This window comes from Staphylococcus sp. HMSC34C02 (genome assembly GCF_001838705.1).
Classification (GTDB): Bacteria; Bacillota; Bacilli; order Staphylococcales; family Staphylococcaceae; genus Staphylococcus; species Staphylococcus borealis.
Genome location: NZ_KV838592.1, coordinates 123,166 through 141,631, shown reverse-complemented (window position 1 = coordinate 141,631; position 18,466 = coordinate 123,166). Strand labels below are relative to the sequence as shown.

Genomic DNA, 18,466 nt, shown 5'->3' with positions numbered 1-18,466 from the left:
AATAGCTTCATTATATTATTTTTGTCCCAGCCTCCAAAGTAGTTCGTTTTTACTTCTCAATCTAATACCTTCATCCTACATGACTTATTTAAGTTGAATTCTATCCTATCTAATAATTAAAACACTTAGGCAACGACTTTTGCCTAAGTGTTTCTTTGCTAAATTTCGAATTCTATTGTATCTATAATACGGTTGTCACGATTTCTAAAGTTTAAAATCGCATTCATATTTTGTTCATCGATGAGGAGTTCTGCAAATGTTTCTTCAATATTACTGCGGGATTGTGATATACTGCCTGGGTTAATAACGTGTACACCACTAAAGTGTTCATATTTTGCGACGTGAGTATGACCATAGAAAGCAAATTGACATCCAAGTGATTTAGCCTTCTCAGCTAAGTGCATGCGCGTTTGATTAACTGAATACAAATGGCCATGTGTATAAAAGGCTTTAATACCTTTAGCTTCCACAACTTCCTCATTTGGAAATTCAGGATAAAAGTCACAATTTCCTTTTACTCTTTTAAATAGACTTAACTCTGTGTCATTGTATTCGAATTCAGAGTCACCTAAATGTAGTAACATTTCAGCGTCTTTATGTGATTCATAAATATGGTATAAAATACCAGGTTCTGTATGATTGTCACTGACGATAAGCCACTTTGTCATATTGATTCACTCTCCAAATAAGCATTTAATTTCTTAATTGCATTACCTCTATGACTAATTTCACTTTTTTCTGTTGTTGTGAGTTGTGCCATGGTTTTACCTTTTTCAGGAACATAAAATACAGGATCATATCCGAAACCATGCTCACCTTGTCTCTCAGTCGTAATTACACCAGATACTGTTCCTTTGAAAGTTTGCGTCGGCTCATTAGGTGCACTCATACTAATGACACAAACAAATTGTGCCTCACGCTGTTCAATACCATCTAAATTCTTTAATAATTTATCAATATTAGCATCATCGCTCTTATCTAGACCGGCATATCGAGCTGAATAGACACCTGGTTCCCCATTTAATGCAAATACTTCTAATCCACTGTCATCTGCGATAACACGTTTATTTAACACTTTTGCAGCTTCTTCTGACTTTAACCGTGCATTTTCTTCAAAAGTTGTTCCAGTTTCCTCTACATCGAAATCTGCGATGAGCTCTGCTATACCTATCACATTATCGTGGGGAAAGATAGATTTAAAGTCATTAATTTTACCTTTATTGTTTGTAGCGATTACGATATCTGCCATTATAATTCCTCCTCACTAAGCATCTACACTGATGCGCTCAACTTCAACATCTAATTTTAACCATTGCAAAATTATATTTTTAATATGTACTGTATCTCCAGTAGCAAAGAATCGATGCTCTGGATGGCGCGTATAACTCGCGTGTTCATTACTAAACGTTAATAAAGCACTTACTTCACGCGCTGTCTCTAGTCCAGAGGAAATAACTTTCTTCTCTCCTCCAAAGTAATCATTAATTGGTTTATATAACAATGGATAGTGTGTGCAACCTAAAATTATTGTATCTGCATCTGTGTTTCTCCATTGTTTTAACGTTTGATGAATGACAATACTTGTAATGGTAGGATCATTGTAGCGCATTTGTTCAACTAACGGGACGAAACCAGGACAAGCTACGCCATATACATGCACATTAGGATTAATGCGTTTAATATGATGTCTGTACGCTTCAGATTTTATTGTCCCTTCTGTCCCAAGAATTAAAACTTTTTGATTCTTAGTTGTCATAATAGCTGTTCTGGAGCCTGGCTCAATAACCCCAATAACAGGAATAGGCAATACTTGTTGCAAATATTCTAATGCAACAGCAGTCGCAGTATTACACGCTATAACTAGCATTTTGATATCAAACTGCATTAGTTTGTTAGCGAGTTGTGTAGTAAATGCTTTTACTTCATCTCCAGGTCTTGGACCATATGGACATCTTGCAATGTCTCCTAAATAATATATTGTCTCATTAGGTAATTGACGCATAATTTCTTTTGCTACAGTCAAACCACCTACGCCTGAATCTATAACACCAATTGGTTTATTCATTTTCATTCATCCTTATAACACATAGTATAGTTATTTTACCATATACATGTTGAGAGTTTGACTAATCCGATTGAGTAAACGTTTTTACACATTTAAATGACAACAAGAAAGTAAGGGGTAGGACATAATTCTTTTGAATTCATTGCCCTACCCCTTACATATGACTAGAACTGAGAAAAGTTTGATTTAAACATTTTCTCAGTTCTATCAACTACTGTAAATTCGTTAAGTTGTCACTAATTATGATTTTTGCTATCTTTAACTATTTAAAAAGTATTAATCAACTTTATGGTCTGAACCGAAGAATGATTTAAACATATGGAATGTTGTTTCTCTATTCATAGCAGCGATTGACGTTGTCAAAGGAATACCTTTAGGACAAGCATTCACACAGTTTTGAGAATTACCACATTCTTGTAAACCACCGGCGCTCATTAACGCATCTAAACGTTCGTCTTTGGTCATTGCACCTGTTGGATGTAAGTCGAATAAACGAACTTGAGAAATTGCTTGGGCACCAACGAATTTATTTTTAGGTGTAACATTCGGACACACTTCTAAACAAACACCGCAAGTCATACATTTAGACAATTCGTAAGCGGTTTGACGTTTTTTCTCAGGCATACGTGGTCCTGGTCCTAAATCATACGTACCATCAATTGGAATCCATGCTCTCATACGTTTCAAGTTATCGAACATTCTTGTACGATCTACTTGTAAATCACGTATTACAGGGAATGTACTCATTGGTTCTAAACGAATTGGTTGTTCTAGGTGATCAACGATTGCTGAACATGATTGTCTTGCACGACCATTGATAACCATAGAACAAGCACCACAAACTTCCTCTAAACAGTTCATATCCCAAGTAACAGGTGTTGTTTTTTCACCTTTACTATTTACTGGGTTACGTCTAATTTCCATGAGACATGCAATCACATTCATGTTTTCTTTATAAGGAATGTCGAATGTTTCTTCATATGGTTTAGAGTCTTGATTATCTTGTCGTTTAATAATCAATTTAATTGATTTTTGTTTTGGCTTTTGTTGTTCTGTCTCATTTGTTTTACTATCGTTTTGGCGAAGTTCTTCGGGAGTTTCTTTTACTGATTGATTGTCAGCCATTATTTTTTACCTCCTTTAGACTTACTTGTATAGTCACGTTTACGTGGTGGAATTAAACTTACATCGACTGGTTCATAAGTAAATTTAGGTGCTTCTTCTTTACCTTGATATTCAGCTAATGTTGTTTTTAACCACTCATCATCATTACGATCAGGGAATTCTGGTTTGTAATGCGCACCACGAGATTCATTACGATTGTATGCACCAATTGTAATAACACGTGCTAAAACTAACATATTCCATAATTGACGAGTGAAGAATACAGCTTGGTTACTCCATGTTTGCGTATCTTCCATATCAATATTTTCATAACGTTTCATTAATTCAACGATTTTTTTGTCTGTTTCTAGTAATTTATCATTTTCACGTACAACTGTTACGTTCGCTGTCATAACTTCACCAAGTTCACGGTGAAGTTTGTATGCATTTTCAGTACCACGCATATTTAATAATTTGTCAAAACGTTCTTGTTCTTCATCAACACGCTTTTGGTAAATGCTATCATCTAATTCAGTATATGTTGTTTCAACATTTTCTACATATTTAATTGCATTAGGTCCTGCGACAGTACCACCATAGATTGCTGATAGTAATGAGTTCGCTCCTAAGCGGTTACCACCATGTTGTGAGAAATCACATTCACCAGCAGCAAATAGGCCTTTAATATTTGTCATTTGATCATAGTCTACATATAAACCACCCATTGAATAGTGAACCGCTGGGAAAATCTTCATCGGTACTTTACGTGGGTCATCACCTGTGAATTTCTCATAAATTTCAATGATACCACCAAGTTTAACGTCTAATTCATGTGGATCTTTATGAGATAAGTCAAGGTAAACCATGTTTTCGCCGTTAATACCTAATTTCTGATTAATACATACATCAAAGATTTCACGCGTTGCAATATCACGAGGAACTAAGTTACCGTAATCAGGGTATTTCTCTTCTAAGAAGTACCAAGGTTTACCGTCTTTGTACGTCCAAATACGACCACCTTCACCACGTGCTGACTCACTCATTAAACGTAATTTATCGTCACCAGGAATGGCAGTAGGATGAATTTGAATAAATTCTCCGTTTGCATATTTAGCACCTTGTTGGTAGGCAATTGATGCTGCTGATCCTGTATTAATCATTGAGTTTGTTGTCTTACCAAAGATGATACCCGGACCACCTGTTGCCATGATAACTGCATCTGATCCAAATGATTTAATTTCTGAAGTGGTCATGTTTTGAGCAACAATACCTCTTGCAGCATTTTCATCATCTTTGACTATACCTAAGAATTCCCATCCTTCATATTTCGTAACGAGTCCATCTACTTCGAATGAACGTACTTGTTCATCAAGTGCATACAATAGTTGTTGCCCTGTAGTTGCACCTGCAAAAGCGGTTCTGTGATAAAGTGTACCACCGAAACGTCTAAAGTCTAAAAGACCTTCTTTCGTTCTACTAAACATTACACCCATACGGTCTAATAAATGGATAATTGATGGTGCAGCTTCAGCCATAGCTTTTACTGGTGGTTGGTTCGCTAAGAAGTCCCCACCATAGACTGTATCATCAAAGTGAATCCAAGGAGAATCCCCTTCACCTTTGGTATTTACCGCACCGTTAATACCACCTTGGGCACATACAGAGTGCGAACGTTTAACAGGTACGATTGAGAATAAATCTACATGCGCACCTTGTTCTGCAGCTTTAATTGTTGACATCAGACCGGCAAGTCCTCCACCGACAACAATAATTTTTTTCTCTGCCATAGAAAAGTCACTCCCCTAAAATATATCGATAGCTTAACGTGTTTACGTAAGCTCATATGATAAGCACCTAAATCAATTACTTATCAAAAATTTCAACGTACTATATGTGATTACTATTTATGTTTTATACAAATGCGAAAATTGCTGATACACCAATGTATCCAAGAACTAAGAATACAACTAAAGAAATCCAAGTGAAAACACGTTGAGATTGTTTAGATTGTAAGAATCCCCATGTTACAAAGAATGACCATAAACCATTAGAGAAATGGAAAATAACACATAATACACAAACGATATATACAATGACCCAAAGTGGGTTTTCAAGTGTTTTGTGCATCAATTCAAAATCAACTGCTTTACCAAAGAAGTATTTTTGAATTGTCGTTTGCCATAAATGCATGAAGATAAATATAAATGTCACAATACCTGAGAATCTTTGTAATGCGAACATCCAGTTTCTAAATAATGAGTAATGGCCGATATTTTCTTTAGCTGTGAATGCAATGTGGATACCATATAGACCATGGTATAAAATCGGAATGTAAATTAATAAAAATTCAACTGCGAGTAAAAACGGAATTGATTCCATAAAGCCAGCCGCCTTATTAAAAGCCTCTGCCCCTTGTGTTGCTTGATGGTTCACAATTAAATGAACGATTAAGAATGCACCAATTGGAATAATACCTAGTAACGAGTGTACACGTCTAAGGTAGAATTCATTTTTAGACTTTGCCAAAAGGAGTCCCCCCTGTAAAACTATTAATTTAAATCGCTTATTTCTAAGAAAGTCAATTTAATCAAGTCCATATATCACATAACGATTTACTATTTTATTTAGTACTTGTCTTATTTAAGGATCCTGACATTTCTTCATCAAGAGTCGTTCCAATCAAAACTATGTAAACAAGTAGGACTTAAAAAAGTAAATTGAGTTCGTTATTTTTTAATGATAAATGCAATTATTACATTAATCATTTCTAAAAACACTTTGATGATAATGTTTCTCAATTAGAAAACGCTTCCATACTTTCTTAAAAAAATAAACTTTTTGTTAACTGTATTGTAACATTTTTTATATGTTTTTGGGCTATGAGAATAATTCTCATAGCCCTTTTTTTAATTAATTATCTAACAAAGCTTGTTGTAAGTTATGTGCAACCTTCTCAGGTAAACCTGCTTGTTGTAAGTCGGCAACACTTGCTTCCTTCATTTTCTTAATCGATCCAAACGTTCTTAATAAACGCGTCTTACGTTTACTTCCGATGCCGTCAACAGTGTCCAATACAGATTGTAAACCTGTTTTTTGGCGTGTTTGACGATGGAACGTAATTGCAAAACGGTGAACTTCATCTTGAATTCGATGTAATAAATAAAATGCTTGACTATTCTTTTTCAATGGTACAACGTCTGCTTGTGGTCCATAAAGTAATTCTGACGTTTGGTGTTTATCATTTTTTCTTAATCCAGCAACGGGAATGTCTAACCCTAGTTCATTCTCAAGGACATCTAATACACCTGACATATGCCCCTTCCCACCATCGACGATAATTAAATCAGGCAAAGGCAATCCTTCATTCAAAACACGCGTATAACGACGACGAACGACTTCTCGCATTGACTTGTAATCATCTGGTCCATCGACCGTTTTAATTTTATACTTACGATATCCTTTTTTATCTGCTTTACCGTCAACAAAAGTAACCATGGCTGATACGGGATCTACACCTTGAATATTTGAGTTATCAAATGCTTCAATACGGATTGGTGTTTGAATGCCCATTCGTTCTCCGAGCTCTTCAATTGCTTTTATTGTACGAGATTCATCTTTTGCAATTAGCTCGAATTTATTTTCAAGTGCAACTTCGGCATTATGATTAGCCAAATCTACCATTTCTTTTTTAGCACCACGCGCCGGTTGAACAATTTTAGTATCAACTACGGATTGAATCATAGTCTTATCTAAATGTTTAGGAACATGCACTTCTTTGGGCAGAATATGTTGATTTAAGCTATAGAATTGACCTATAAATGTATAGAATTCCTCTTCTTCAGTTTGTTGTTGTAAAGGAATCATTGTCGCATCTCTTTGTATCAAATTCCCTTGTCGAATGAAGAATACTTGAATACACATCCATCCTTTAGAAACACTATAACCAAACACATCTCTAATCGTGTTATCTGACGACATAATTTTTTGTTTTTTAGTTAAATTATGAATATGTTGTATTAAATCGCGATACTCTTTCGCACGTTCAAAGTCTAATTTTTCACTCGCATCCATCATACGATCCTCTAAATTTTTGAGAATGGTTTTATCTTCTCCATTTAAAAAGTCACTTATTTCACGAGTCATTTGTGCATAGGCTTGTTGATCTACATCATAAACACATGGTCCCATACATTGTCCGATATGGTAATAAAGACATAATTTATCTGGCATTTTGTCACATTTTCTAAATGGATAAATGCGGTCTAATAATTTTTTCGTCTCTTGTGCTGAATAAGCATTAGGATATGGTCCAAAATATTTTCCAGTTCCTTTTTTTACGGTACGTGTAACAATTAACTTAGGGTGTTTCTCTTTAGTGATTTTTATAAAAGGATAGCTCTTGTCATCTTTTAATAAAATATTATAGCGAGGTTGATACTGTTTAATTAAGTTTAGTTCTAAAAGTAGGGATTCTGTTTCACTTGAAGTGACTATAAATTCAAAATTTCGGATTTCTCCTACTAATCTTGTTGTTTTCGCATCATGTGCACCGGTAAAATAGGAACGCAATCTATTTCTTAAACGTTTCGCTTTACCAACATAAATCACTTGGTCATTCCGATCTTTCATTAAGTAACAACCCGGTTCAAAAGGAACTACACTTAATTTATCTTTTATTTTAGTTTTGTAGTCTGACAATGTATCCCCTCCTTCCTAAGAGATTGACTACATATAAAAAAGACGGAGCGATTACATTTATGTAATGCCCCAGTCTCATTTATGTTTAGATTGTTCTTATAGGTGTTTATCTAATACTTCAGCTAAGTTTTCTTTAGGTTGGAAACCTACTACTTTATCAACTGGTTCACCATCTTTAAATACGATTAAAGTTGGGATACTCATTACTTCAAATTTAGCTGCTGTTGATGGGTTTTCATCAACATCTAATTTTAAAATATCAGCTTTACCATCGTAGTCTCCAGCTAATTCTTCTAATACAGGTGCGATCATTTTACAAGGTCCACACCAAGTTGCCCAGAAATCTACTAATTTAACGCCTGATTGAATATTTTCATCAAAGTTTGAATCCGTTACTTTTACGATTGCCATAAATGCCAATCCTCCTTAAATTTTGAATGATGAGCAAATTATAACAGACTTTAGTGGCACGTGCATCGACGTTGCTCATTTACTAATGATCTGTCAATAATTATCAAATCTCATTCATCTTATTTTATTTTCACTGGCTTAATTGTACGTTATTTTCTAAAAAAATCAACAACACTGCTTAGACGTCAATGTAACTTATTTAAGTTCAGCAACTGTTACGCCAAAGCCGCCCTCACTTGGCATACCACCACGATACGATTTCACACTTTTATGTTTCTTCAAGTGGTTTTGAACGGCTTTTTGAAGTGCCCCAGTGCCTTTACCATGAATAATATAAACTTGTTCATAATTGCTGAGAACGGCTTGATCAATATATTGATCTAATTCGCCTACTGCTTCTTCATAACGATAACCACGTAAATCTAATTCTGTTTTAATCGTTTGACGATTTTGTCTAGTGACCATTTTAGATGGTTTTTCTTTTTTCTTTTTAGTCTTTTCAAGATCTTCAATAGGTAATTTCATTTTAATGATACCCATTTGAACCACTGCTTCTTCTTCACTTACGAGTTCTAAGACTTCACCTTTTTGACCATACGATAACACTTTAACCTCGTCACCTGCATGGATTTCATCATATTTTTGTTTTTGAACATTTTGTTTTAACGATTTTGCTTCATATTGATCATCTAATTGTTTCTTCTTATCGATAAGCTCATGTTCTTTAACGTCGGCACCTTTTTGATCACGTAATGTTCTTAATTCTTTTAAGATTGAATCCGCTTCTTTAGTCGCAGATTTGACACGTTGATTTGCTTTTTCTTTCGCTTCATCCATCAATTTCTTCTCGTAATTTTTATATTGTTCATATTGGTGTTCTAAATCATCATGCGTTGTTCTCGCTTCTTTTAACAGTCTATCTAATTCAATTCGTTGTTCATCGACACGTTTTGAATTCTTTTCAAGAGATTCAATCATTGAATTAATTTCTTGTTCGTCCGTCCCAATCATCGTCTTAGCTTTATTAATAATACCTAAGCTAAGTCCTAATTTACGAGAAATATCAAATGCATTTGAACGACCAGGTACACCCATCAATAATTTATAAGTTGGACTTAACGTATTAACATCGAATTCTACGCTAGCGTTCATCACACCTTCACGATTATAACTATATGCTTTCAATTCTGGATAATGTGTCGTAGCCATGACTAATGAGCCAATATCGCGAACGTGGTCTAAGATACTCATCGCTAACGCCGCACCTTCACTTGGGTCAGTACCTGCACCTAACTCATCAAATAATACTAAACTATTTTTATCAGTCTCTCGCAAAATTTCAACAATATTTTTCATGTGTGAAGAGAACGTTGATAATGATTGCTCAATGGATTGTTCATCACCGATATCACAATAAACATTTTCAAAGACACTTAATTGGCTACCATCTAAAGTAGGAATGAGCAACCCTGATTGCGCCATTACGATAATTAAACCAAGTGTCTTTAATGTAACTGTTTTACCACCTGTGTTAGGCCCTGTAATAATTACTGTTTCAATATCATCAATAAATTCAATCGTATTGGCTACAACCGTATCTTTATTTAATAGCGGATGGTAAGCATTCGGTAGGTAAACCGTTCTTTCTTTAAAAAATGTAGGTTTCGTTCCCTTTATTGAACGTGCATAACGCGCTTTAGCAGTTAAAAAATCAATTTGACCCATAACAGATTCAGCAATTAGGCAACCATCTGCTTCAGCAGCAACCATACCTGTTAATTCTGTCAGGATACGCTCACGTTCAACTGCTTCGTCATTTCGTAAACGGCTAATTTGATTATTCATTTCAACAATAGATGACGGTTCAATATAAAGGGTTTGACCAGAGGCAGATTGATCATGCACAATCCCTTTAAAATCTTGTCGGTATTCCGCTTTGACTGGAATAACATTACGATCATTTCTTACAGTAATAATCGCATCAGATAATTTCTTCTGATTAGCCTGACTCTTAACGATACGATCTAAATTTTGACGAATGCGTTGATTCGTACTTGAAATCTTGCTACGTATCCCTTGTAATGCATAACTCGCGCTATCATACAAATCATGTGTATCGCATTTTTCATTTATCTCTTGAAATAGATCTGACAAAATTGGTAATTGGTTCATTTTGTCATTCAAAATTGGATACTTAACAACGTTCTCATCTTCTTCTAACAATTGATTATAAAATGTTTTAAACTGGTTCTGAACTTGTATCAAACGTTTAACCAAATTAAGTTCTGTTACATTAAGTACACCGCCAATCGTTGCTCGATGAATTAATGGTGAAATTTTGGCTAAACCACTTAAACTTGGTAAACGATGTTTATTATAAATTTGTGATATTTCATCTGTCTCATTCATTTGAAATTCTACTGTTTCAAAGTCTGTGGCTGGAGACATCTTAGACACTTTTTCACGTCCTAAGTCACTGATTGTCTCAGAAGCAACAAATGACTTAATTTTATCAAATTCTAAGACGTCTAATGTTTTTTGTCTCATACAATCCCTCTATTTCTTCAACTTTTTATTATTCTCAACAAAATCTTTAAATGCTTGACGAGACATCGTGTTTATTACTCGTTCTTTGTTTACAAATCCTTTTTGAGCAGTTGCTACACCATATTTCATAAAGTCTAAATGGTCTACATGATGTGCGTCTGTATTGATTGTTAATGTGACGTTAGGATATTTCCTTACTGTTTCAGCATTTAAATCCAAGCGTTTAGGATTTGCGTTAATTTCCATTATCGTATTTGTTTTTTCTGCTAAATGCATTAATTTTTCGATATTCGGTTTGTAACCGTCTCGTCGACCAATAATACGTCCTGTTGGATGTGCAATGTGTCGAACATATGGATTTCGACATGCATTTTCCAAACGTTTCATAATTTCTTCTTCTGATTGGTTAAAACTTTGATGAATGGCTGCAATGACGTAATCAAGTTGTGCTAACACTTCATCATCATAATCTAACGAACCATCAGGCAAAATATCCATTTCTGTGCCTGAATATATATCTATTTCTGAATACGCTTGATTGAGTTTTTTGATTTCTTCATTTTGTCGTAATAAACGTTCTACTTGTAAGCCATTAGCGACTTTTAAGCTTTGTGAATGGTCAGTAATCACCATAAATTGATAGCCTTTTTTGATATTTGCCTCAATCATGTCTCGGATAGAATACGCACCATCACTATAAGTGGTATGCATATGAATATCTCCATTGATATCATCTAAAGTAATCATTTGACTTAAATCTTTATCAAATTCGCTGCCATCTTCTCTTAGCGCAGGTGCTATCCATTCACTACCGAAATGTTGATAAATCGCTTCTTCGCTCTCTAGCTGTAGTAATGACCCATCTTGCTGTTCAATGCCATATTCACTTACTTTTTCATTTCGCGCTTTGGCCATCTGTCTAATGCGAATATTATGCTCTTTAGAACCTGTAAAATGTTGCAATGTGTGGTAAAACGCAACTGGTTCGATAAGTCGGAAATCTACACCAATCGTTTCATCATCGTACGTCAACTCTAATGATACTTTGGTCTGTCCAACAGCAACATCTTTAACTTTATTAGGTATATTTAAAAGTTGTTGTTGTACTTTGTCTGGATGCTCCGTACTGATAATATAATCTAAATCCTTACTCATTTCTTTATATCGACGGAAACTACCCGCTTCGGAATATTTCTCGATATCATCTATAGTTTCCAAATAATCGATAATAATACGATTTAAACCACGCATTGTATCTATTGGGTAACGGTCTTTTTTAGCACCTAAAGCTTTAACTGCTTCAAGTATATTTTGTTCGGTTTTTTTAGCGAAACCACTCAGTTCGCTCACTTTCCCACTTTCACAAGCTGATTGTAGACTTTCTTTATCAGTAATATTCAGTTCTTTGTATAACTTAGCTATTTTTTTGCTACCTAATCCCTGAATCTTCATTAATGGTATTAAACCTTCTGGAACAAGTTGTTGCAATTCTTTCAAATAACTTGATTCACCAGTATTACGATATTCATTGATCACATCGCCTACACCTTTACCAATTCCTTTTAACTCAGTGACATCTTCTATTTCATCAAGTGGACGCTCATCAATTTCTAAACTTTGCGCCACTTTTCTATATGCTGAAACTTTAAACGTATTGTCTCCATTTAATTCCATATAGATAGCAATTTTTTCTAATAATTGAATTACATCTTTTTTTGTCATTCCAATCACTCCATAAAAAGAAGACCAGGACATTTAACAAAGTAGCCTTGTCCTGACCTTATATCAGTTTTGTATTATAAATTTAAAATGTAAGACGAGAAAAATGGTGTATGAAATAAGATAAGTTTCCCTATGTACGCATGTTGTAAACTATGTTGTATCCACTCAATCGGATACAATGCTAACACATAAATGAATAACTGAAGAATAACGACAGCCATGACTACACTAATTAAACTACCAAAGCGTCTACTCATTTGATTTATCATTCGATACGTCACTATATTATCAAAAGTAATTATAATAAGATATAAAATCAACTTACATATTGAGGCAATGAGTAAAAATGCCATCACTTTATCAAAACGTTGCTGCAAATCATTAAAATGAAATGCATACGCCATATCATACGCAATCGTCTTTGGAAACGGTAAAAAGACAATTAGTTGTTGACTTATACGTTGGTAAAATTGATGTGCTATGATAAATGACACGATCGTCGAAAATAAATGTAAACTATTTAACCATATTCCTCTTCTATACCCCATGATAAGACTATATACAATAATGATAATGATCGTTAAATCAATAATCATCTATTCTTCTCTTTGCTTTAATTGTTGTATTTCTTGTAATAATTTACGATTTTCTTCTTCTAGTTTAACCTTTTCATGCATAATGTTTACTGCAGTTAGAATTGATTTTCTAGTGGTGTCCAATCCGGTTGATTTACGTCCCATTTCTCTTAATTTTTCATCTACTAAATGTGCTACATAACGAATATGCTCCGGGCTGTCCTCACCAATGATGGTATAATTCTGATCGTTAATCGTGACATTGATTCGATTTTTAAATTCTCCCATAGCAATAACTCCTGACATTATTTATTCTTAAAGCTATCAATGGTTACACGTAGATAACCACATCGTCTCGTACTTCAATTGAATGCAATTCTTACATAATTTATAAAGTAGAATATCACAACTAATTATACATTAGGATATGTTGTTTGGTAAGTAGCGATTACGGAATCGTTATAAATAATACATCTAACACACGTTATCTATTCTGAAGTGTAATCATAATATGTTATGCTTATCTATGTTTTATTATATTTTGAAAAGTGAGGTCAACTAGCGTATGGCAAACGTCGTTCATAAATTATCAGAATCTGAAATCCAAGACTTATTACAACACATTACATTTGAAACATCACAATTACCTCCAGGCATGAAGGCACGGACGAAATATAATCAAGCTGTAATTAACATATATAATTCAGGTAAAGTCATGTTTCAAGGTAAAAATGCGGAAGCTGTCGCACAACAGTTGCTTCCAGGACATTCTACTTCTTCTACCAAACCAACAACGTCTCAACAATCATCTGCCCAAACATTGGCCTATAATCATTTTAATTGTATTGGTAGTGACGAAGCAGGTAGTGGCGATTACTTTGGACCTTTAACTGTATGTGCCGCTTATGTTTCAAAAGAGCATATTCAAATTTTAAAAACGCTAGGTGTGGATGATTCCAAAAAATTAAGTGATCAAAAAATAATTGAACTGGCCGAACAATTAATCACATTTATTCCGCATTCTTTATTAACATTAGATAATCCCAAATATAACGATAAACAAGTGATAGGTTGGTCACAAGTTAAAATGAAAGCTGTACTTCACAACGAAGCTATTAAAAATGTAACGCAAAAAATAGACTGCAATGACTTAGACTACATCGTGATTGATCAATTTGCTGTGCGTGGTGTTTACCAACGTTACGCTTTAAGCGCACTCCCCTATCCTGATAAAACAAAATTCGAAACTAAGGGGGAATCTAAATCATTAGCAATTGCAGCTGCGAGTATTATTTCTCGATATGCTTTCGTTAAACATATGGATCATATATCACATAAAATGAAACAAGTGATTCCTAAAGGAGCCAGCAATAAAGTAGATTTGATAGCCGCGCAAATCATCGATAAACATGGGATTGAAACATTAGATGCGATTTCTAAGAAACATTTTAAAAATCGTGATAAAGCGCAACATTTAGTGACTAAAAAGTATCAATAAACATTAAAAAGGCTGGGACAAACTAAGAAGATAAAGCTACTTTGAAAATGCACAGTAGCAGACTGATTTGAAAATGCGCTTAAATCAATTTTTCAAACCTAGTCATCATTCTAGCGAGGCCCCAGCAAAGAGAATTTCACTAAAAAATCATACACGCAAAGCAAGATGGGAGCGGGACAATGAATTGATTTAAATTTCTGTCCCGCTCCCTTTCCTACGATTATCTAATTGTAGCGCCCTGTGCTTGTAATGCTTCTAAAATCTTATCGTGAACTTTAGATACGCGTTCATCAGTTAATGTATCTTCAGTATCTAAATAATTCAAACGAATTGCTATTGATTTTTTACCTTCTTCTAAATGTTCACCTTCATAAACATCAAATACTAATGTACTTTGTAAGATATCCTCACCATTATCATGAATGGTTTGTTTCAATTCTGAAGATGGCACTTCATGATTGACTTCTAACGCAATATCACGTGTTACGCCAGGGAATCTAGGAATTGGCGCGTAATTAATGTATCCTACTGCTACGTCCATCATTGCATCATAATTTAATTCGAACACATACGTACGTTTTAAATCATTATCAGCAGCAACTTGTGGATGCAATTCACCAATAAAGCCAATTTCTTTGCCTTCTAACGACACAATTGCTGTGCGCCCTGGGTGTAAACCTTTAATTTCTCCTGCTTTATAGCTCAATTCTAAGTTTAATTTTTCAGCTACTCGGTCTACAACACCTTTGGCGATAAAGAAATCAATTTCTTCTTTTTTACCTTGCCAAGCATTAACAACATATTCTCCTGTTAAAATACCACTTAGATATTCAACTTCATCTGGAAGCTCTCCTTCACCATTGCCAAAGAAAACACGACCAATTTCATATAATCTCACATCTTTATTTTTACGTGCGACATTATATGCAGTTGCCTCAATTAAATGTGGTAATAAACTTTGACGTAACGTTGCGTGTGCTTCACTCATCGGCATTAATAAACTGATAGTTGGACGTTCTTGTAATGCAAAGTCTTTCGCATGTTCTTTAGACACTAATGAATATGTGATTGCTTGGTTTAATCCAGCACCTTCAAGCGTTTCTTTAACTGTACGAGTTTTATGTTGACGATCTGTTAATTCTCCACTTGTAACTTCTCCGAAAATCGGTAATGATGAAGGGATTTCATCGTAACCGTAAATACGTGCAACTTCTTCAATTAAGTCTTCTTTAATTGAAATATCTTTACGACGTGACGGTACATTAACCGTTAATGTATCATCATTTTGTTGCGTATCAAATCCTAATTGTTCAAAGATTGCTTTAATTTCATCGCTTGATAAATCAAAACCAATCGTTTGATTCACTTTATCAGCTGTAATATCAATTGGTGTCACAAATGAACCTAAGTCACCTGCTGATACTCTATCTTGTAGTACTTCACCAGAAGCATATTCTTGTAATAAGTAACATGCTCTGTCGACCGCTTCATCGACAAATTCTGTTGCAATACCTTTCTCGAAGCGACTAGAAGCTTCACTACGTAAATTTAAACGGCGTGAAGTATGACGAATTGAAACTGGATCGAATATTGCGCCTTCAATCACTACATTGGTCGTTTGGTCTGTTACCTCTGAGAAGTCTCCACCCATTACACCAGCTAATGCGATAGGTTCTTGCCCATTCGAAATAACGATATCAGTGTCCACTAATGTGCGTTCAGTATTATCTAATGTTGTCATTACTTCTTTATCTTTAGCTTGGCGTACGACAATGTCTTGAGAACCGATATGGTCTTGGTCAAACATGTGTAATGGTTGGCCATATTCTAATAATACATAGTTTGAAATATCAACAACGTTATTAATTGGACGAATACCTGCTTTAATTAAACGTGCTTGCATCCATATTGGAGATGGTGCGATGGTTACATTTTTAACAACACGCGCACTATAATACGGCACCTTTTCAGGGTTATCAATTGTAACTGATAATTCATCTAATGCAGAAGTTGCAATTTCATTACTTTCAGTTGACGGTTTCGTCATTTCAGTTTGATATAACGCTGCCACTTCGTAAGCTGTACCAACCATACTTAATGCATCAGCACGGTTTGGTGTTAAATCAAATTCCATTACTTGGTCATTTAAATATAATGCAGTTAAAGCATCTGTACCTGGTTCAACTTCATTAGGAAAAACAAAAATCCCATTCTCATATGCTTTAGGTACTACATTGCTTGAAATACCAATCTCTTGTAATGAACAAATCATACCTTCGGAACGTTCACCACGTAATTTAGCGCGCTTAATTTTAATGCCTCCTGGTAAGCGACCACCCACTTTCGCTACAATAACATGTTGACCGGCATCTATATTCGGTGCACCACATACGATTTGAACCGCTTCTTCTTCACCAATGTCTACTTGGCAAATATTTAATTTATCTGCATCGGGATGTTTTTCTTTTGATTGAACATAACCAACCACTAAATTTTTAATATCTTTTGTATAATCAATAATGTCATCCACTTCAATCCCTGTACGGGTAATACGCTCAGCTAAATCTTCAACCGATACATTTGCGTTAACGTAATCTTTTAACCATTCATTTGAAATCAACATTATGCTTCACCTCTATCTTCAACAGCTTTAAATTGCTCAAGGAATCGAACATCATTTGTATAGAAATGACGAATATCTTCAATGCCGTATTTCAACATAGCGATTCGATCAGGCCCCATACCAAATGCGAAACCAGAATATTCATTTGAATCGAAACCGGCCATTTCAAGTACATTTGGATGTACCATACCCGCACCTAAAATTTCAATCCATCCTGTATGTTTACATACGTTACAGCCTTTACCTTTACATTTGAAACATGATACATCCACTTCAACAGAAGGTTCAGTGAATGGGAAGTAGCTAGGACGTAATCGAATTTCACGGTCTGCACCAAATAATTTTTTCGCTACTAATTCTAATGTTCCTTTCAAGTCACTCATTTTGATATTTTTATCAACTACCAATCCTTCAATTTGAGTAAATTGATGACTGTGTGTCGCATCATCTGAATCACGACGGTAAACTTTACCAGGACAAATAATTTTAACTGGTCCTTGTCCATTACGTTTTTCCATTGTACGTGCTTGTACAGGAGATGTATGTGTGCGCATCAGGATTTCATCAGTGATGTAGAAACTATCTTGCATATCACGTGCTGGATGCGATTTAGGTAAATTTAATGCTTCAAAGTTATAATAATCTTGTTCTACTTCATAACCATCAACAATTTCATAACCTAATCCTAAGAATAAATCTTCAATTTCTTCTACTGTTCGTGTTAAAGGATGTTTAGAGCCAATACTGATTTGACGACTTGGCAAGGTCACATCAATGGTCTCTTCTGCTAATTGTTGATTTAGTTTTTCATTTTTTAGAAGTGTTTGTTTTTCGTCTAATTCAGTTTGAATGGTTTGACGTAATTCATTCACTTTTTGCCCATATGCTGGCTTTTCTTCATTTGGTAAATCTTTCATGTTTTTCATCAAGCCACTTACTGAGCCTTTTTTACCTAAATATTTAACTTTTACATCTTGTAATTCGCGTTCATTTTGAGCTTCATTAATATCAACAAGTGCTTGTTGTTTTAAATCAGCCATAGAATCGTTTTGAGTCATTGACTTACACCTCTCATTTTATGTTCACTTTGTGTTTTACTATTTTATTCATAAAAAAAGACTTCCATCCCAATAACTGGGACGAAAGTCTTTCCGTGGTACCACCCAAATTTATGCTTACGCATACACTTGCAAACGTTGTTAACGAAGACATACTCCGACTTA

General features: G+C 34.7%; 15 protein-coding genes. 1 reads left to right on the top strand and 14 read right to left on the bottom strand.

Annotated features, from left to right (window positions below; all coding sequences use genetic code 11):
• Positions 1-158 precede the first annotated feature (158 nt).
• From HMPREF3239_RS09375 to zapA, 12 genes are all read right to left on the bottom strand, one after another.
• Entirely contained in the window at positions 159-668 is a 510-nt protein-coding gene (locus HMPREF3239_RS09375) for a YfcE family phosphodiesterase (RefSeq protein ID WP_070855427.1), read from the bottom strand.
• Positions 665-1,249, bottom strand: coding sequence for an XTP/dITP diphosphatase (locus tag HMPREF3239_RS09370; protein WP_070855425.1), 585 nt, complete (start codon positions 1,247-1,249; stop codon positions 665-667). Before HMPREF3239_RS09370 ends, HMPREF3239_RS09375 begins: the two co-directional genes overlap by 4 nt.
• 15 nt (positions 1,250-1,264) lie before the next feature.
• Positions 1,265-2,065 carry a glutamate racemase gene (gene racE, locus HMPREF3239_RS09365; RefSeq protein WP_070855423.1) on the bottom strand — a complete coding sequence of 267 codons (801 nt, stop codon included), beginning with the start codon at positions 2,063-2,065 and terminating at the stop codon, positions 1,265-1,267.
• A 276-nt stretch (positions 2,066-2,341) separates the two neighbouring features.
• Complete coding sequence (sdhB, locus tag HMPREF3239_RS09360; protein ID WP_053029176.1) at positions 2,342-3,190, bottom strand: succinate dehydrogenase iron-sulfur subunit; 849 nt, start codon at positions 3,188-3,190, stop codon at positions 2,342-2,344.
• The gene (gene sdhA, locus HMPREF3239_RS09355) at positions 3,190-4,956 is read right to left on the bottom strand and encodes a succinate dehydrogenase flavoprotein subunit (RefSeq protein WP_053029175.1); all 1,767 of its coding nucleotides are present in this window, start codon (positions 4,954-4,956) and stop codon (positions 3,190-3,192) included. Before sdhA ends, sdhB begins: the two co-directional genes overlap by 1 nt.
• Positions 4,957-5,080: 124 nt before the next feature.
• Positions 5,081-5,695, bottom strand: coding sequence for a succinate dehydrogenase cytochrome b558 subunit (locus tag HMPREF3239_RS09350; protein ID WP_053029174.1), 615 nt, complete (start codon positions 5,693-5,695; stop codon positions 5,081-5,083).
• A gap of 384 nt (positions 5,696-6,079) precedes the next feature.
• Positions 6,080-7,867, bottom strand: a complete 1,788-nt coding sequence (uvrC, locus tag HMPREF3239_RS09345) for an excinuclease ABC subunit UvrC (RefSeq protein ID WP_049395075.1) — start codon at positions 7,865-7,867, stop codon at positions 6,080-6,082.
• A gap of 96 nt (positions 7,868-7,963) precedes the next feature.
• On the bottom strand, positions 7,964-8,278 hold the full coding sequence (gene trxA / locus HMPREF3239_RS09340) for a thioredoxin (RefSeq protein WP_011276093.1): 315 nt from the start codon (positions 8,276-8,278) through the stop codon (positions 7,964-7,966).
• A 195-nt stretch (positions 8,279-8,473) separates the two neighbouring features.
• On the bottom strand, positions 8,474-10,825 hold the full coding sequence (locus HMPREF3239_RS09335) for an endonuclease MutS2 (protein ID WP_016930708.1): 2,352 nt from the start codon (positions 10,823-10,825) through the stop codon (positions 8,474-8,476).
• A gap of 9 nt (positions 10,826-10,834) precedes the next feature.
• Positions 10,835-12,547 carry a DNA polymerase/3'-5' exonuclease PolX gene (gene polX / locus HMPREF3239_RS09330; RefSeq protein WP_070855421.1) on the bottom strand — a complete coding sequence of 571 codons (1,713 nt, stop codon included), beginning with the start codon at positions 12,545-12,547 and terminating at the stop codon, positions 10,835-10,837.
• 74 nt (positions 12,548-12,621) lie between these two features.
• Positions 12,622-13,143: a CvpA family protein gene (locus HMPREF3239_RS09325; RefSeq protein ID WP_016930710.1), complete on the bottom strand. Its 522-nt coding sequence runs from the start codon at positions 13,141-13,143 to the stop codon at positions 12,622-12,624.
• A complete protein-coding gene (gene zapA, locus HMPREF3239_RS09320; RefSeq protein ID WP_016930711.1) occupies positions 13,144-13,410 on the bottom strand; it encodes a cell division protein ZapA in 267 nt (88 codons plus the stop codon).
• A gap of 277 nt (positions 13,411-13,687) precedes the next feature.
• Here zapA and rnhC point away from each other — a divergent pair, with 277 nt between their 5' ends.
• Positions 13,688-14,620, top strand: coding sequence for a ribonuclease HIII (gene rnhC / locus HMPREF3239_RS09315; protein ID WP_016930712.1), 933 nt, complete (start codon positions 13,688-13,690; stop codon positions 14,618-14,620).
• A 220-nt stretch (positions 14,621-14,840) separates the two neighbouring features.
• On the opposite strand, the gene pheT is transcribed toward rnhC, so the two are convergent.
• Complete coding sequence (gene pheT, locus HMPREF3239_RS09310; protein ID WP_016930713.1) at positions 14,841-17,243, bottom strand: phenylalanine--tRNA ligase subunit beta; 2,403 nt, start codon at positions 17,241-17,243, stop codon at positions 14,841-14,843.
• The gene (pheS, locus tag HMPREF3239_RS09305; RefSeq protein WP_016930714.1) at positions 17,243-18,301 is read right to left on the bottom strand and encodes a phenylalanine--tRNA ligase subunit alpha; all 1,059 of its coding nucleotides are present in this window, start codon (positions 18,299-18,301) and stop codon (positions 17,243-17,245) included. The genes pheT and pheS overlap by 1 nt, the downstream gene beginning before the upstream one ends.
• Positions 18,302-18,466: the final 165 nt, after the last annotated feature.

Coding starts and splice junctions, on each gene's coding strand:
- HMPREF3239_RS09375 (WP_070855427.1), bottom strand. CDS start 668: ATGACAAAGTGGCTTATCGTCAGTGACAATCATACAGAACCTGGTATT.
- HMPREF3239_RS09370 (WP_070855425.1), bottom strand. CDS start 1,249: ATGGCAGATATCGTAATCGCTACAAACAATAAAGGTAAAATTAATGAC.
- racE (WP_070855423.1), bottom strand. CDS start 2,065: ATGAATAAACCAATTGGTGTTATAGATTCAGGCGTAGGTGGTTTGACT.
- sdhB (WP_053029176.1), bottom strand. CDS start 3,190: ATGGCTGACAATCAATCAGTAAAAGAAACTCCCGAAGAACTTCGCCAA.
- sdhA (WP_053029175.1), bottom strand. CDS start 4,956: ATGGCAGAGAAAAAAATTATTGTTGTCGGTGGAGGACTTGCCGGTCTG.
- trxA (WP_011276093.1), bottom strand. CDS start 8,278: ATGGCAATCGTAAAAGTAACGGATTCAAACTTTGATGAAAATATTCAA.
- HMPREF3239_RS09335 (WP_016930708.1), bottom strand. CDS start 10,825: ATGAGACAAAAAACATTAGACGTCTTAGAATTTGATAAAATTAAGTCA.
- polX (WP_070855421.1), bottom strand. CDS start 12,547: ATGACAAAAAAAGATGTAATTCAATTATTAGAAAAAATTGCTATCTAT.
- HMPREF3239_RS09325 (WP_016930710.1), bottom strand. CDS start 13,143: ATGATTATTGATTTAACGATCATTATCATTATTGTATATAGTCTTATC.
- zapA (WP_016930711.1), bottom strand. CDS start 13,410: ATGGGAGAATTTAAAAATCGAATCAATGTCACGATTAACGATCAGAAT.
- rnhC (WP_016930712.1), top strand. CDS start 13,688: ATGGCAAACGTCGTTCATAAATTATCAGAATCTGAAATCCAAGACTTA.
- pheT (WP_016930713.1), bottom strand. CDS start 17,243: ATGTTGATTTCAAATGAATGGTTAAAAGATTACGTTAACGCAAATGTA.
- pheS (WP_016930714.1), bottom strand. CDS start 18,301: ATGACTCAAAACGATTCTATGGCTGATTTAAAACAACAAGCACTTGTT.